Genomic DNA, 17,232 nt, shown 5'->3' on the forward strand with positions numbered 1-17,232 from the left:
TTTTTTCTAGGGGTGATAGAATGGGATATGTTATTAATACTGAATTTGGCGAAATCAAAGTTAGTAAAGGGGAACAATTTTTTAAGGTGGCTGATGAACTTCAAAAAAACAACAAACATACAGTACTCGCTATAAAGTTTAATAATGAAATTAAAGAACTCTGGAAAAAAATTCATGATAATGGGTTCGCAAGTCCAGTTGATATTACATCGAATGAAGGAATGAGGATATATAGACGAGCATTGCTTTTTATAATGTATATAGCATTAAGACGTATGCATAAAAAAGCTAGATTAATTGTTCATCATGCCATTGGACCAGGTTTATATTTTGAAATAAGCGGTATGAAAAATACTGAAAAAAATATATTGAAATTAAAAAGTACAATGAATGATATAATTAATGAAAATATTCTTTTTGAAAAAATTACATTGAGTAAGTTTGATGCTATTAAATATTTTGAAGAGGTTGAGGAATACGATAAAGCTTTGTTATTTAAATATAGAAAAAAAACGACAGTAAAGGTGTATAAATGCGAAAATTATATAAATTATTTTTATGAATACATGCCACCATCTACTGGATATATTGATAAATTTGATATAATATCATATGAAAAGGGGTTTATTTTGTTACATCCAACTAATATGAGCCCTGATAAGATTCCGGATTTTAAACCATTACCTAAATTATCAGCAACTTTTATAGAGTATAAAAAATGGCTAGATATTTTAAATATAAAAAGTGTAGGAGAATTAAATTCTCTAATAGCAAAAGGAGCAAAAAAAAGCGGTGAATTAATAAGAATTTCTGAAGCATTACATGAAAAAAAATATGCTAATATAGCTGATCAGATTATAAAAAGAAAAAATGTCAGATTAATATGTCTGGCCGGACCATCTTCTTCAGGCAAAACAACAAGCGCTAAAAGAATTTCTTTGGAATTAAAGGTTCATGGAAAAGAGCCACTACAAATTTCATTAGATGATTATTATATAGATTATGAAAAAATCCCATTAACCTCTGATGGAAAGAAGGATCTTGAATCATTGCGTGCTCTTGATATCGATTTATTAAATAAAAATTTAAAGGATTTAATAGAAGGAAAAGAAGTTAGATTACCAAAATATAATTTTATAACTGGAAAAAGAGAATGGACAGAGAAAAAAGTAAAAGTAGGGAAAAATCAGCCTATAATTATTGAAGGTATTCATGGATTGAATGAAAAATTAACCGAAAGTATTCCAAGGGATCAGAAATTCAAAGTTTATGTTAGTGCTTTAATTCAAATGAATTTAGATGAAATGAATAGAATACCGACAACTGATACACGATTAATAAGAAGAATAGTAAGAGACTACAATTTTAGAGGAGCTACAGCGTTGAGATCTTTACAATTATGGCCTGAAGTAAGAAAAGGAGAGGAAGAAAACATATTCCCATACCAGGAAGAAGCTGATGTGATGTTTAATTCTTATTTAATATATGAATTACCTATATTGAAATTGTTTGCTGAATCTTTGTTGCTGGAAATAGATAATACGCTACCAGAATATACTGAAGCAAAGAGATTGTTAAGATTTCTGGATTATTTCTTGCCGTTACCTGCAATACACGAAATACCAAGGATATCTGTATTAAGAGAATTTATAGGTGGAAGTGCATTTGAATATTAAGGAGGGAAAATATGCCAGGATTTGGAAAAGGTCAGGGAAGATTTAGAAGAGGTTGGATTGAATCTTTTGTTCTTTTAATAATTGCTGAAAATCCTGTTCACGGCTATGAAATTGCAAATAAATTATCAGATTTTGGAGTAATTTTAAACGGAATAGGCCAAATGGGAAACTTATATAGAACATTGGCAAAACTCGAAGAAATGGGACTTGTTAAAACTGATTGGGATATTACCGAAAGTGGACCTTCAAAAAAAATATATAAAATAACTAAAGATGGATTGGAATTTTTAAAAAATTCTAAAATCGAATTCGAAGAATTTAAGCATATAATAGATGTATTTATTAAAAGGGTTTCAAAATTTGAATAGTAATATAAATCTCCTGCTTTAAGCAGGAGATTTATTTATATATTGAAAAAATCTTTTATTGATTTCACTATAAATTCTTGTTCTTCAATGGTAAGTTCAGGAAATATAGGAAGTGCCAGTGTTGTTTTTGTGGCTTTTTCTGTTATTGGAAAATCCCCTTCTTTGTATCCAAGATATTCAAAACATTTTTGTTGGTGTAACCCTTTTGGATAATATATTGATGTTCCTATTTCTTTTTCTGTCAGAAATTTTCTTAATTCATCTCTATTGCCAGTTTTTAATGTAATTACATATTGATGGTATACATGCGACTTATCTTCAAACACTTCAGGATAATCTATTACTTTCGTTAGTTCGTATTTTTTGAAAAACTCATCATAATTTTTGGCTATATTTATTCTTTTTTCTATGTATTCATCGAGATGTTTTAACTTTATTCTTAATATCGCAGCCTGAATTTCATCAAGTCTTGAATTAAATCCAACTTCATCATGATAATATTTTTTTGCTGCTCCATGAATCCTTAATTTTCTAATTCTATTTGCAAGAGATTCATTATTTGTAAATACCATACCACCATCACCATATCCACCAAGGTTTTTAGTGGGGAAAAAAGAAGTAATACTTAAATCTCCAACAGAAAATCCATTTTTATTATTCCATTTTGATCCTATTGATTGAGCACCGTCTTCAATTATGTAAATTCCGTATTTTTCTTTTAAATATTGAAGTTTATCTAAATTTAATGTTTTTCCAAATAAATGTACTGGTATAATGGCTTTTATTCTATCTTTTTCAGGATGATTTTTGAGTATTTCTTCAACTTTATCAAGATCCATATTATAGTATTTTTCTTCCACATCTACAAATATTGGTCTCGCGCCATTTCTTGTAATACAACTTACAGTTGCAAAGAATGTGTATGGCGTTGTGATTACATAATCACCTTTTCCAATATTTAATGCCTTTACAGCTAAAAATAATGCATCAGAGCCATTTGCTACACCAATTGCATATTTTGTATTTGTATATTCTGCAAGTTCTTCTTCAAGCGATTTTACATTTGGGCCAAGAATGACTTTTCCACTCCTAAATATACTATCCAAGGTATTTAATATTTCTTCTCTCATTGTTTCGTATTGTCTGGTCATATCAAATAATGGCACATTCATTCTCTACTCTCCCTTCTCTAAAGATACATTTCCAGTTTCATCTATATTGAAAATATAAATATTTTTTATTTTATGTTTTTTTGCGTTTTCAAATATCCTTTCAGAGTGTCTGAATGAAGCAATAATAATCATATCATATTTTAGATCTTTTACTTCTTCTGGCGAATATATACTTATGCCATGCAATTTATCTCCCTGTTTTGATATTGAATCATCAATAAATCCAATTACGTTTATGTTTTCACCGGTTAGAACTTTTAATACAATTCCACCAACCACACCAGCGCCGTATAATAATATATTTTTATACCCCATATTCTCAATTTTATCTAGCACTTTTTTGAATGAATTTTTTGTTTCTGAATAAATTTTTGAAACTTCGTTTATAAACGAAACGGTTAAAAATTGTAGTCTTTTTTTTCCTTCTTCTGTCATTTTATAATTCATATTTCTTCGATTTTCTCCAATTTTTAAGATATAATCTTTATCTTCAAAATCTTTCAAATATCTATTTACCATGGACGGAGCTATACCAACACTTTTTGACAGCATTTCCTGTGAAATATGTTCATTCTGTGAAATTAACTGCAATAACATTAATTCTCTAAAATTTGGCGAAGGATTAAAAAACATATATTCTTCAAAGTTAAACATCATATCACCTCTTTTTCACTCACTGAGTGAATTATAACATGTTATTATTGTAAAGTCAATTAATTTATTTTAAATGGCATTGTTGATATAAAAATTTATAATAAAACATATCGGAATAATCATATGTATATTATATTATGATTTCGATTATAGTTAATCGGATTACGCTGTCTAAAAAGTCAAATTCACTCAGGCAGCTCGATTGCTAATCCTTAAAATTATTCATTCTCAGCCGTCGTTCAGATTTTTCATCCATGAAAAAGCTTCACTCAAAAAAACGTCCTGTTTTTTTGACGGCTTCCATTCATAATTTTAAGGGCAATCTTCGAGCCTTCGCTTCATTTGAGATTTTTTAAACAGCATATAAAATATTTGTAATTAGGTAAATTGTTATTAAGTATGAAATATGGTATAATATGTATATATTTTTTAGGAGGTTAATATGAAGAGATATGTAGCTTTTTTTGATTTAGATAGAACATTATTGGATAAATATAGCCCTCAACTTTATTATAAATATGAAATAAAATATGGCAAATTTTCTCGATGGAAATATTATAAAATGGGCTTATTTTCTATATTTTATAAAATGGGTTTTGAAATAAAAGATATGGAGGAAATAACAAGAAATGCTGCAGCAGAATATGCCGGGCAGGATGCTGAGGAAGCCTTTGGTTTTGCAAGACAATGGTTTATTGAAGAAGGAAAATATCATATCAGAAATAGCATGAAAAAAGAAATTGAATTCCATAAAAAAAATAATGCTTATCTTGTTATAATATCAGCATCCCCAGATTCTATTGTCAAACCCGTAGCAGAATATTTAAAATTTGATGATTTTATCTGTACTAAAACTATTATAAAAGATGGAAAAATAACTGGAGAAATTGGAACTTACATGTATGAAGGAAACAAGGTAAAAGAAGCTAAAAAACTATGTCAGAAATATAATTTCAATATGGAAGATGCATATTTTTATAGCGATTCTATATCAGATTTACCGTTGTTAAAGGTTGTTGGGCATCCCATATGTGTATCTCCAGATTTTAGATTGAGAAGGATCGCAAAAAAAAATAACTGGAAGATAATAAGAAAGTAGAAAAATGATTTATAAGAAAATAATTTATATATGTGCCAGATTAAAATCTGGCACTTCTTGTTTATCATTATAACTTTTTATAGTAACTTTGATTTTCTAATAATTGATCTTGTGGAACATCCTTGTAAACCTTTGCAGGGCTTCCAATTACAATCTTTTTTGCTGGAACATTTTTCGTTACAACAGAACCAGCAGCAACAAGTGCATCTTCACCTATTTCAATTCCTGGTAAAAGAGTGGAATTAGCCCCAATTCTTGCGCCTTTTCTTAAAGTTGCTCCTTTAAAATATTTCTTTCTTTTCTCGGTTCTTCCAAGAAAATTATCATTTGTAAATGTAACCTCAGGCGCAACAAAGCAATAGTCTTCTATTATTGATAATGCGGTAATATATGCATTTGTCTCTATTTTTACTTTTTTACCAATTTTTGTCTGATTTTCAACCGCAACACCTCTGCCGATAATTGTATATTCCCCAATTTCAACATCTTCTCTTATACTTGCTAAATCTCCAACAAAGACAAAGTTATTTAATTTCGCTCCTCTATATATTACACAATTTGCCCCTATAGTTACGTATTCACCAATCACCAGAGGTTCAAGCTCTTTTTCCTGTGTAACGGCAGAATTTGAAGCTTTAAAAGGTTTTTTGCCAAGAACGGTATTATCTGCGATAACGCTTCCTCTTTTTATAATTGTATCTCTTTTTATAACAACATTGTTTCCTACTTTTACATTTTCTTCTATTACAACATTTTCCTCAATTTCTATATTATGTCCCAACTCAACTGAATCATGAATTTCTGCAAATTCTGAAATCATAATTTCACCTTCCAAAATATTTTTTCATTTCAAGTGTAGAAAATTCAAATGGAAATTTAACAGGTTTTCCTTCTTTTGCAGATTTATATATCGCTAATACAATTTCAACTGCTTTTTTCCCATCTTCACCTGAGATATACGGTTTTCTGTCATCAACTATCGCATTATAAAAATCTTTGTAAAGAGGTACGTGGCCGGCTCCGTATACTGTGTCAGGATCTGGTAAGTTTTGAAAAGGATGTGAATCCTCATTTTCGAATCTCCATGTTTCGATTTTATTTACTGCCAGTCCACCGATAACAACAGTACCTTTTTCACCGAAAACTGACAGTGTTTCCTCCAGATTTTTTGGATATACATTTGCTGTGCCTTCGATGATTCCAACTGCACCATTTTTGAATTTTATTATAGCGCTTCCAAAGTCTTCTGCTTCTATATAAGGATGATTAAAATTTTCAATTTTTCCTGTAATTTCTTCTATTTCTCCAAATGTCCATTGTAACAAATCTATTCCATGTGTACATTGGTTCATTAAAGTTCCACCATCGAGTTCCCATGTCCCTCTCCATGGAGCCTGTTTGTAATATGATTTATTTCTATTCCATCTTATTGAAATTTGCCCATGCAATAATTTTCCAAATTCTCCATTTTCAATTTTTTTTCTCAATTCCTGTATGGGGGGATTGAATCTATTCTGAAAACAGACGCCAAGTTTTAAATCTTTTTCTTTTGAAAGTTCAATCATATGATCCATTTCTTTTGTGGAAAGAGCCATTGGTTTTTCAACGAGCACATGTTTTCCGCTGTTCATAGCATCTATCGATATTGGATAATGATATCCACTTTCTGTTGCTATTGATACCATGTCTATATCTTCTCTTTTTAAAACTTCTTTGTAATTGTTATAAACTTCTGGTCTTTTCAATCCTGCTTTTTCAATAATATTAGCAATATTTTCCGCTTTTTCAACAATAGGGTCGACAACCGCAACAAGTTCAAATAACTCGTTATTTTTTATTATAGCCTCTGTGTGTTTTTTTGTTGCAATCCTTCCACAGCCAATTAAAGCAAGTCGAATCATAACAATATCACCTTTTCCTTATTTTTCATTATATTCTTTGTTTTATTTTTTGTGTCAAATAAGAATGGTGCGTATTCAAGTACAAATTCATAATCAACATTCGAATGTGCAGTAGTTAATACTACAGCATCAACACCTTTCAATAACTCTTTTGTTAATTCCACACTTTTATATATTTTTCCTTCATGTATAAATTCTGAAATGTATGGATCATGAATAATAATATCAGCGTGTTTCTTTTCTAAATGCTCTAATACCTTTAAAGCAGGAGATTCCCTTAAATCATCTATATCATTCTTATATGCAATACCGAGTAACAATACTTTTGCTCCATTTAAACATTTCTTTCTATCATTTAAAATGTCCTGAAGTCTTGAAACAACATATTCCGGCATTGCGTCATTTATTTCTCCCGCCATTTCGATTAATCTTGTATGGTAATCAACAGCTCTTGCCTTATATGTAAGATAAAATGGATCTATTGGAATACAGTGCCCGCCAACTCCTGGTCCTGGATAGAAAGGCATAAACCCAAATGGTTTTGTTGCTGCCGCATCTATAACTTCCCATATATTAATTCCCAATTTTTTTGCAACAACAGCCATTTCATTTATAAGAGCAATATTTACAATTCTAAATGTATTTTCTAGAATTTTTGCCATTTCTGCTTCTTTTGGACTTGAAACTGCAAAAACTTCTGCTTCTAAAACGCTTTCGTATAACGCTTTTGCGTGTTTAGTGCATTCTTTAGTTACACCGCCGACAACTTTTGGAGTATTTTTAGTTTTGAATCTTAAATTTCCGGGATCTACCCTTTCTGGTGAGAATGCAAGATAAAAATCTGTTCCAACCTTTAAACCCGTTTCTTCTAAAATTGGAAGCATTACTTCCTCTGTCGTTCCTGGATATGTTGTACTTTCAAGAGTAACAAGCATATCTTTATGCAATCTTTTAGCAACCTCTTTTGTAGAAGCAACTACATATTGTAAATCTGGTTGTTTGAATTTATCAAGAGGTGTTGGAACACATATCATAACAGCATCACATTCAGAAATTTTGTCAAAATCTGTAGTTGCAATTATTTTTTTATTCTTTACTAAGTCTTCCAGTTCTTCGTTTACAACATCACCAATATAATTGATACCTTTATTTACCATTTCAACCTTTTTTTCTTGAACATCAAATCCAATAACGTTATAACCTGCTTTTGCCTTTTCAACAGCTAAAGGCAATCCTACATAACCAAGACCAATAACACCTATTTTAGCTTTTTTGCTTTTTATTTTTTCCATCAATGTCATACTAATCCCTCCAGAAAACTTTTTTCATTCACTGAGTGAATTATAACATATAATAATTGTAAAGTCAATAAATTTTTTGTTTGGCTAAAAACAAAATCCCCTGCATAAAGCAGGAGATTTTTGATTTTAATTTAATCTATTGTGTATTTTGTTCCTTCTGATGTATCTTTTAATGTTATACCTATATTTTTTAATTCATCCCTTATATAATCACTTAGCTGAAAATTTTTTTCTTTTCTTAATGAATTTCTTACATCAATTAATAAATTCATTAGTTCTTCTATTTTTAAATTTTTTTCCACACTTGTAGGTATTTCAAATATACCTAATACAGGTCCGAATTCATTTCTTATTAAATGATATGCTTCCAATAATCTTTGTTCGTTATTTTCATCATATGCTTTATTTAATTCGTTGACTAAGTCAAATATTAATGCAATAGCCTTTGGTGTATTAAAATCTATAGATAAATGATTTATGAATTCATCAATTTTTTCTTTCATATATTTTGATTTTGGAATATATGGAACATAATTATTGTATTTTTCTTCTACCCTTTTTAATGATTCATTTACTCTTTTTACAGATTTTTTCTGTGCGTTTAACCCTTCTTCTGTAAAGTCAAGTGGTGTTCTATAATGTTTTGATAATATGAATGTTTTAATTGTATCTGGATCATAAGCCTTTACTAACTCCCTGACAAGCCATATATTTCCTATGGATTTTGACATTTTTTCTCCAGAAAATCTGATCATTCCATTATGCATCCAATATCTGGCGAATGTTTTTCCATGTCTTGCTTCGGATTGGGCTTTTTCATTCTCATGATGAGGAAATATTAAATCATTACCGCCTGCATGTATATCAAAAGAATCTCCCAATAAACAGTTAGACATTACAGAACATTCTATATGCCATCCCGGTCTGCCATTTCCCCATGGACTTTCCCAGTATGGCTCCCCTTCTTTTGCCTGTTTCCATAGAGTAAAATCAAGTGGATTTTTCTTTTTTTCTGAAATTTCTATTCTTGAACCGGCAATCATATCATCTGGATTTCGATGTGATAATTCTCCATAATTTTTAAATTTAGATACATTGAAATATACGTCCCCTTCTGATTCATAAGCAAATCCTTTATTTATTAAATCTTCTATAAATTCTATTATTTCCGACACATAATTAGATGTTTTTGGATGATAATTGGCAGGTCTTATTCTTAAATAATATGAATCTTTCCAATATTCAACAATATATCTCTCTGCAATTTCTTCAAAAGGTACATTTTCTTCATTAGCTTTGTTTATTATTTTATCATCAATATCAGTGAAATTTTGAACCATTGTTACTTTATATCCAACATATTCCAGGAATCTTCTAAATGCATCAAATACTATCATGGGTCTGGCATTTCCAATATGTATTAAATTATATATGGTGGGGCCACAAACATACATTCTTACATGATCTTTTTCAATCGGTTCAAACTTTACAAGATCACCTTTTAATGTATCAAATATTTTTATATCTACCATTTTCCCACAACCCTATCAAGCCTTTGAAGAACTCTGCTTCTTCCTATTAAATGTATAGTTTTTACTAAATCTGGACCTTCAAAAGAATCTGTTAATATTTTTCTTAAAGACATATAAAATGGTTTTTTCTTTGGTTTTCCTTCTTTCATAGCTTCTTTAATATTTTTTAATATAGTTTCCACTTTCCAATCTGGATCGTTTAAAACCTTCTCATATATTAATTTTATTGTATTTTTTACACCCTCTGCTTGCAGAAAATCTTTTAATTCTGCATTTTCGAGATCTACTTCAAAATCTTTTAAGAATATTTCTAATTTTTCTGGTATTTGAGATAAATCCTCTACAGATTCTCGTACTATATCTACTGCTTCGGTTACCCATTTTTTGTTATTATCAAATTGTTCTTCTGATAATAATCCCTTTTCCAGAATAAATAATTTTGATAATTTTACAATTCTATCGAGTTTTGCTTCACGTATATATACACCATTCATCCACTTTAATTTTTCATTATCAAATATTGCAGGGCTTGAATTTACCCTGTTTAAGTCAAAGTTTTCTATCATTTCATTTAATGGCATTATTTCTTTTCCTTCTGGATGCGACCATCCCAATAATGCAAGATAATTTACCAACGCTTCAGGTAAATATCCTTTGTTTCTAAATTCCTCCACTGAAGTTGCTCCATGCCTTTTTGATAATTTTTTTCCATCCGGACCTAAAATCATAGACACATGAGCAAATTCAGGTATTTTAACACCAAATGCTTCATATAACGCAACCTGCCTTAATGTATTTGATAAATGGTCGTCCCCTCTTATCACATGGGTTATCTCCATGGTCATATCATCTATAACAACTGCATAGTTATATGTAGGCAATCCATTACTTCTCATAATAATAAAATCTCCTATTGCACCTTCACCAAATGTAACAGGTCCTTTTATTAAGTCGTTTATAGAAAATGGTTTTCTTGGCATTTTAAAAAACACCACTGGTTTTAATCCTTTTTCATTAAATTCTTTTTTTCTTTCTTCTGTATTATACGATTCTATTAATTCATATGAATAATGAGGCGGCTTACCATTTTTAATTAATTCGGCTTTTATTTTTTCCAGGTCTTCAGGATATACATAAGCATAATATGCTTTTCCTTTATTTATAAGTTCCTCTGTCATCTGTTTATAAATATAAGTTCTTTCGCTTTGTCTGTATGGACCATACTCGCCTTTTACATTTGGTCCTTCATCCCAATCCAGTCCTAACCAAGTTAAAGCCTCAATTAATTGTTCTTCTGATTCTTTTGTTGAACGTTCAATATCTGTATCTTCAATTCTTAATACAAAGGTTCCATTATGTTTTTTTGCAAAAAGATAATTGTATAATGCTGTTCTTGCTCCACCTACATGTAAAAATCCTGTTGGACTTGGTGCAAATCTAACCCTGACTTTCATTTTATATCCCTCCTAATATTTTTGCCCTTGCATATGCTGCTATTGTTTTTGCATCTGTTATTTCATTATTTAATATTTTTTCTTCAAATTCTTTTATGTGTATTTTCTTCACTTCAAGAAATTCATCCTCATCAAGATTCATTTTTGTATCTTCAAAATCTTTTACTAAATAAAGATGTATAATTTCATTTGAAAATCCGGGAGTTGTATGAATATATCCAAGATATATCCAGGTTTTAGCCCTTTTTCCAATTTCTTCTTCCAATTCTCTTTTACCACATTCAAGAGGTTCTTCACCTGCTTTATCAAACTTCCCAGCCGGAATTTCAAGAAGATGCTTTTTTATTGGAAATCGATATTGTTCAACTAAATATACATAATTATTTTCTATTGGTAACATAGCTACTGCTCCAGGATGTACAACAAATTCTCTTGTAGATTGTTTCCTATTTGGAAGTTCAACAAGGCTTTTTCTTACATCTAATAAAACACCTTTGAAAATATTTTCTGTTTTTATTTCTTTTTCTTCAAAATTCATATTATCCCTCCGGTTGCAGTACTAATACTGTAATATCATCATCTGGAAATTTCCAATCTAAAAGTATATTCAAAATATTTTTTAATCTATCTGTTATTTCTTCTGGTGTGTTGAATTTTTTTGAAATCAAGGTTTCATAAAGTTTTTTTTCATCAAAATATTCAACGTCCAATATTCCATCTGTATAAAATATAATAAAAGTATTATTATCAAACTCTTTATTTTTAATTTTTAAATTATTTTCCTCAATTAAGCCAATTCCTGCAGGAAAATTAGTTTCTGAATCAATTTCTATCCTATTGTTTTTTAAAAATATTATTTCTCTATGAGCTAAGTTTATATATTCAATCTTGTTTCTCGATAGTATAGAAAAAATTCCTGTAAAGTATCTACCATCAAAAAAGTATTCTTTAATATTCTTTTCTAACTGTAATATTATTTCTTTTAAATTATGTGTTTTAGAACTTTTTATTATATAATCAATTTCTTGTTTTACAATAATAGATAACAACGCAGATGTTACACCATGTCCTGAAATATCGTAAACATATGCAAAAATTTTATTTTTATCTATAGGTATAACTTCTATCATATCCCCAGAAGTGTTATGTGATGGTATATATATATAATCAAAGACTATATTATTTAATTTTCTGAATTTGGGTAATAAATTTTTCTGGATACTTCTGGCAATTCTCAAATCCTTTTCATAGTTTTCAATAGAATATTTTAATTTCCTTTGAGTTATATAAAAATCAAGATGTCTTTTTACCCGTATTAATAATTCATATGGGTGGGCTGGTTTTATTATATAATCCGAAGCACCAGCTTTAAAAGCTTTCTCTTTTATAGCTAAATCATTAATTGTTGTTAAAAATATTATCGGAATATTCATGGTTCTTCTGAATTTTTTGATTTTTCTGCATACTTCTACACCATCTAATTCAGATAATTTTTCTTCCAGTATAACAATATTAGGCTCAATATATTGAGCCATCTTTACACCTTCAAAAGCATTTTTCGCTTCATAAACCTCAAACTTTTCTTTAAATCCAAAATCTTTTAAAACTTTATTTTCATTTAAAAAAAGATGTCTTAGAAAAAATCGATGCTCTTCATTTTCATCGATTATTAGAAGTTTTATCATCTAATTCTTCACCAGAAAACCCATACGGCAGTATTTCTTCCACACTCATTACTTTAAATTCCCTTTTTAAATTTGTTAATATTATTTCATCAACTCCAAATTCAGCAATAACCTGCCTGCATGCCCCACAGGGGCTTATAGGACTATCAGTATCTCCAATTACCACTAACGCCTCAAAATCCGTTTCACCTTCAGATACAGCTTTAAAAATTGCAATTCTTTCAGCGCACATAGATAAGCCATATGATGCATTTTCAATATTTGTTCCGGTATATACTTTTCCGCTTTTTGTAATTAAAGCTGCACCAACTTTAAATTTTGAATAAGGTGAATATGAATTTTTCATAGAATCCTTTGCTTTTTCATATAACAGATCAAGAATGTCCTGTTTTATTTTCATTGAAATCCTCCTTAACTGTAATTTTAACCTTGTCTATTTTATTTTTTGATACAGAAACTATTTCAAATGTAACTCCTTCTAAGGTTATCTTTTCTCCCGCTTTTGGAAATCTTTCAAATTCTTCTAATAATAATCCTCCTATTGTTTCAAAATCTGTTTCTGGTAACTCAAGATCCAATTCTCTTTCAATATCGTTTATAGGTGTTGTTCCATTAATAAGATACGTATTTTTCGCCAGTTTTACAATATTTATCTCTTCTGAAACTATATCATATTCATCAAGTATTTCACCCGTTAACTCTTCCAGAATATCTTCAAGAGTGACAAGACCTGCAGTTCCACCATATTCATCCACAACAACCGCCATATGAGTATGTTTTTCCAGAAAAATTTTCATAACATCTCTGATTTTCATGGTTAAAGGTATAAACTCAACTTTATGCATAATATTTTTAATATTGATATCCAAAAATTCTTCATTTAACCCTTCTTTTTCCAATATTTTAAATACATCTTTAGCATAACAAACACCTATAATGTTGTCTATTGATTCTTTATATATGGGAATTCTGGAGTATCCTTCTTCATTTATTATTTTTATTAATTCTTTCAGATTTTCGTCTTCAGAAATAGCAATTATATCAACTCTCGGAGTCATTATTTCTTTTACAGATATTTCTTTTAACTCAAGTCCTCTTTTCATTATAAACTTTTCATCTTTTTCAATAACACCTTCTTCATGACCAATATCCAGATAATTCATAATTTCATCTTCTGTTATAAAAGGCGCTTCACTTATTTTTTCGCCACCAAATAATTTTATGAAAAAGTTTGATATATTAACCAACAACCATATAATTGGTTTAAGTATATAATTTAAAAAAGATATAACGGGAAACACAACATTGAAAAACTTTTCTGTATTTTCTCGGGCATAAACTTTTGGCGTTATCTCTCCAAATATTAAAATCATTAAAGTTAAAACTCCCGTTACAATTCCAACAACCTGTCCTGGATTCCCCGGAATTAACTCTATAATAAATGCAGTTGTCAACGAAGAAACCAATATGTTTACAAGATTATTCATTACAAGTATTGTTGTCAAAAGTTGATTTGGATGATGCAAAAAGTGATGTAATTTTTCTCTTGCATTCTCATTATCTTCATTTTCGATTAAATCTTTAACTTTTAATCTATTCATTGATGTCAACGCTGTTTCTGATGCAGAAAAAAATGCAGATAAAAACAGTAATGAAATAATTTTAACTATCATAATAATTATTTCAATATAACTATTAGGGTCTTCCACAATAATCCTCCTAACCTAATTTTTTAAAACCATATCCCAGCGTTTCTGAATTTGGAACAATACTTATGAATGCCTTATCATCAATATCTTTAATGATTCTTCTTAATTCTCCTATCTCACGCCTAGTTAAAACTATCATCAAGACCTTTCTTTCCCTTTGTGTATACCCACCTTTTCCTTCTAAAATTGTTACTCCTCTGTCAAGACGTTCAAATATCTTCTCTTTAATTTTATCATATTTTTCACTTATAACCAAGACTGTTCTTGTGGATTCAAAACCTTCAACAACAGTATCTATCATTTTTGACGTAACAAAGATGGCAATGATCCCATACATTGGAACAAGCGGATTTATTAAAAATGCAGACATTGTAACTATTGTATCCACTATTAATAAACCTTTTCCTGTAGATATATGCATATATTTGTTTATTATCATGGCTATTATATCTGTTCCACCAGTAGAAGCATTTCTCCATACAACCAATCCAATTCCTATTCCTGCTAAAACACCACCATATATTGAACTTATTAATAAGGGATCTATTTTGATCTGTGAATTTAACAATAATGATTTCATCATGGAATCCAGATGTAATACCTGTTCAAAATAGTCTATTAAAAAAGATAATAAAAGCGCGGCATATATACTTTTAAAACCAAATCCAACACCGAGAAGCCAGAATCCAAGAGCAAATAAAACTACATTATACACCAACATTTGAAGACCTAACCACCATCCAAGTAAATTCTTCAAAACAATAGCAAGACCACTGACTCCACCAGCAACGATAGAAAATGGATCAAGAAATAATACGATTCCAAGAGCAGTTAAAATTGTTCCAATTGTTATTATTATATAATTTATACTTTCTTTTTTTAAATTAAATTTTTTAGATGTATTATTCAATTTTCATTCCCCCAGTTTTTTTATCTTTGCAATTTCTTTTAAAAGACGTTTTTCCCTTAAACCTGGTTTTTTGAATCTTACATTTACTTTTACATATAAATCACCATATTTACCTGTTCTAAAATCAGGTAATCCGTGTCCTTTTAATACAAGAACTGTTCCTGGATTTGTGCCTTCTGGAATTTTTAAAGAAGTTTTTCCGTTTAATAAATCCAATTCAATTGTTGCACCCAATAATGCCTGCACATAATCTATTTCAATTGTAGTTTCTAAATTATTTCCGTTTCTGTTGAATTTAGGATGTCTTCTTACATTTATTTTTATTATTAAATCACCTGCTGGTCCTCCATTTTTTCCGTCATTACCTTTATTTGGAATTCTAAAGGTATATCCATCTTCTACTCCTGCTGGAATAGTTATATCCAATTTTTCTCTTAATATTACCTTACCACTACCATGGCAAACATTACATCTTTCCTGAATTATTTTACCACTACCATTACACGTAGGACATTGATAATTTCTAACGAATACTCCAAAAAAAGTTCTTTCTTCTTCTTTAATCGTTCCAGTACCATTACATCTTGGACATGTTGTAAAGCTATTACCGTTTTTTGCACCTGTACCATTACATGCACTACATGTTGAATATCTATCGTATTCTATATGTTTTTTTATATCATTTAATACATCTTTTAAATCTATAGTTATTGAGAAAAATTTATCTTCTCCTTTTATAGGTGGATTAGCTGCTTTTCTCCTTTTCTGCGAAGCAGCCCCACCTGTAAACATGTCAAAAATATCAGAAAAGGTGCCTCCAAAGTCCCCAAAACTTCCAAATAAATCTTCAAATAAATCTTCAAAACCACCTCTTGCTCCACCCTGGCCTGGTGGTGGCATACCATTTTCCGGAACAAATCCAAATCTATCATAAAGGGCTTTTTTCTGGGGATCACTTAACACCTCATATGCTTCCTGTATTTCTTTAAATTTTTCTTCAGCTATATCTTTATTTTCCTGATGTCTATCTGGATGCCATTTTTTCACCAGTTGTCTATAAGCTTTTTTTATCTCTTCTGGTGTAGCGTTTTTGGATATTCCCAGTATTTCATAGTAATCTTTTTTCTGGTTCAATATCACTCACCCCTTTCTTCTTCTTTTTTTTCTACTATTTCTTCATTCTTTTTTACGGGTTTTACAGCAACTTTAACCTTTGCCGGTTCAATGATTTTGCCTTCTAATTTTACTCCTGGAGAATCCACAGCAAATATATGATATTCCTCAACTTCATCAGTTTCAATTTTTTCAACAACTTCATGTTCAAAGGGATCAAATCTATCATTTTTTTCCGGAATTATAAACTCAACTCCCATATCTTCAATGCTTTTAACAAATAACTTATATACCATTTCAGCACCTTTTGCAAATAAATCCAAGTTATCCTGATTATTAATAACTATGGAAAAGTTTTTATATATTGGTAATATTTGTTTTATAATATTTTCTTTGGTTTCCTTCTTAATTCTTATTTTATCTTTCTGAACAATATCTTTATAATTTTCAAAATCAACTTTTAAGTTTATTGCATAATTTTTGATTTTTTCATATTCTTCCATTAACTTTTTGTTTTCGCCTTTTTGATTTTCTAATTCTTTTCGTAATTCTTCAATTTCCTTTTTTAAAATTTCCATATCTTTATCTAATGCCTTCTCTTTATTTTTTATTTCTTTTATTTTTCCTTCTGATTTTTTCTTTTTTTGTGGCATTATAA

17 protein-coding genes are annotated in these 17,232 nt (G+C 29.5%); 3 read left to right on the top strand and 14 right to left on the bottom strand.

The features are described from left to right. Window positions 1-20: 20 nt before the first annotated feature. Together X275_RS03830 and X275_RS03835 are read left to right on the top strand one after the other, a co-directional pair. On the top strand, window positions 21-1,676 hold the full coding sequence (locus tag X275_RS03830) for a nucleoside kinase (RefSeq protein ID WP_047267619.1): 1,656 nt from the start codon (window positions 21-23) through the stop codon (window positions 1,674-1,676). 11 nt (window positions 1,677-1,687) lie between these two features. Then, the gene (locus X275_RS03835) at window positions 1,688-2,044 is read left to right on the top strand and encodes a PadR family transcriptional regulator (protein WP_047266708.1); all 357 of its coding nucleotides are present in this window, start codon (window positions 1,688-1,690) and stop codon (window positions 2,042-2,044) included. Window positions 2,045-2,079: 35 nt separating this feature from the next. Here the strand turns inward: X275_RS03835 and X275_RS03840 are convergent, their stop codons facing one another. Beyond that, on the bottom strand, window positions 2,080-3,216 hold the full coding sequence (locus X275_RS03840; protein WP_047267620.1) for a DegT/DnrJ/EryC1/StrS family aminotransferase: 1,137 nt from the start codon (window positions 3,214-3,216) through the stop codon (window positions 2,080-2,082). A 3-nt stretch (window positions 3,217-3,219) separates the two neighbouring features. Next, a complete protein-coding gene (locus X275_RS03845) occupies window positions 3,220-3,870 on the bottom strand; it encodes a winged helix-turn-helix transcriptional regulator (protein ID WP_047267621.1) in 651 nt (216 codons plus the stop codon). Window positions 3,871-4,312: 442 nt separating this feature from the next. Here X275_RS03845 and X275_RS11025 point away from each other — a divergent pair, with 442 nt between their 5' ends. Then, on the top strand, window positions 4,313-4,969 hold the full coding sequence (locus X275_RS11025; RefSeq protein ID WP_052913600.1) for an HAD family hydrolase: 657 nt from the start codon (window positions 4,313-4,315) through the stop codon (window positions 4,967-4,969). Between the two features lie 67 nt (window positions 4,970-5,036). On the opposite strand, the gene X275_RS03855 is transcribed toward X275_RS11025, so the two are convergent. From X275_RS03855 to X275_RS03910, 12 genes are all read right to left on the bottom strand, one after another. After that, on the bottom strand, window positions 5,037-5,789 hold the full coding sequence (locus X275_RS03855) for an N-acetyltransferase (protein ID WP_047267622.1): 753 nt from the start codon (window positions 5,787-5,789) through the stop codon (window positions 5,037-5,039). Window positions 5,790-5,793: 4 nt separating this feature from the next. Next, complete coding sequence (locus X275_RS03860; protein WP_047267623.1) at window positions 5,794-6,870, bottom strand: Gfo/Idh/MocA family protein; 1,077 nt, start codon at window positions 6,868-6,870, stop codon at window positions 5,794-5,796. Beyond that, complete coding sequence (locus tag X275_RS03865; protein WP_047267624.1) at window positions 6,867-8,171, bottom strand: nucleotide sugar dehydrogenase; 1,305 nt, start codon at window positions 8,169-8,171, stop codon at window positions 6,867-6,869. The genes X275_RS03860 and X275_RS03865 overlap by 4 nt, the downstream gene beginning before the upstream one ends. Before the next feature lie 131 nt (window positions 8,172-8,302). Beyond that, entirely contained in the window at window positions 8,303-9,694 is a 1,392-nt protein-coding gene (cysS, locus tag X275_RS03870; RefSeq protein WP_047267647.1) for a cysteine--tRNA ligase, read from the bottom strand. Window positions 9,695-9,696: 2 nt separating this feature from the next. Further along, window positions 9,697-11,157 carry a glutamate--tRNA ligase gene (gene gltX / locus X275_RS03875; RefSeq protein WP_047267625.1) on the bottom strand — a complete coding sequence of 487 codons (1,461 nt, stop codon included), beginning with the start codon at window positions 11,155-11,157 and terminating at the stop codon, window positions 9,697-9,699. Between the two features lies 1 nt (window position 11,158). Then, window positions 11,159-11,695 carry an NUDIX domain-containing protein gene (locus tag X275_RS03880; protein WP_047267626.1) on the bottom strand — a complete coding sequence of 179 codons (537 nt, stop codon included), beginning with the start codon at window positions 11,693-11,695 and terminating at the stop codon, window positions 11,159-11,161. 1 nt (window position 11,696) lies between these two features. Beyond that, on the bottom strand, window positions 11,697-12,842 hold the full coding sequence (locus X275_RS03885; RefSeq protein ID WP_047267627.1) for a SpoIIE family protein phosphatase: 1,146 nt from the start codon (window positions 12,840-12,842) through the stop codon (window positions 11,697-11,699). Further along, window positions 12,817-13,242, bottom strand: a complete 426-nt coding sequence (locus X275_RS03890; protein ID WP_047267628.1) for a cytidine deaminase — start codon at window positions 13,240-13,242, stop codon at window positions 12,817-12,819. Before X275_RS03890 ends, X275_RS03885 begins: the two co-directional genes overlap by 26 nt. After that, complete coding sequence (locus tag X275_RS03895) at window positions 13,217-14,551, bottom strand: hemolysin family protein (protein WP_047267629.1); 1,335 nt, start codon at window positions 14,549-14,551, stop codon at window positions 13,217-13,219. The genes X275_RS03890 and X275_RS03895 overlap by 26 nt, the downstream gene beginning before the upstream one ends. Before the next feature lie 10 nt (window positions 14,552-14,561). After that, window positions 14,562-15,461: a YitT family protein gene (locus tag X275_RS03900; RefSeq protein WP_047267630.1), complete on the bottom strand. Its 900-nt coding sequence runs from the start codon at window positions 15,459-15,461 to the stop codon at window positions 14,562-14,564. A 3-nt stretch (window positions 15,462-15,464) separates the two neighbouring features. Next, the gene (dnaJ, locus tag X275_RS03905) at window positions 15,465-16,598 is read right to left on the bottom strand and encodes a molecular chaperone DnaJ (RefSeq protein WP_442914809.1); all 1,134 of its coding nucleotides are present in this window, start codon (window positions 16,596-16,598) and stop codon (window positions 15,465-15,467) included. Next, entirely contained in the window at window positions 16,598-17,227 is a 630-nt protein-coding gene (locus tag X275_RS03910; protein ID WP_047266721.1) for a nucleotide exchange factor GrpE, read from the bottom strand. The genes dnaJ and X275_RS03910 overlap by 1 nt, the downstream gene beginning before the upstream one ends. Window positions 17,228-17,232 lie beyond the last annotated feature (5 nt).

Source organism: Marinitoga sp. 1197 (assembly GCF_001021165.1).
GTDB lineage: Bacteria > Thermotogota > Thermotogae > Petrotogales > Petrotogaceae > Marinitoga.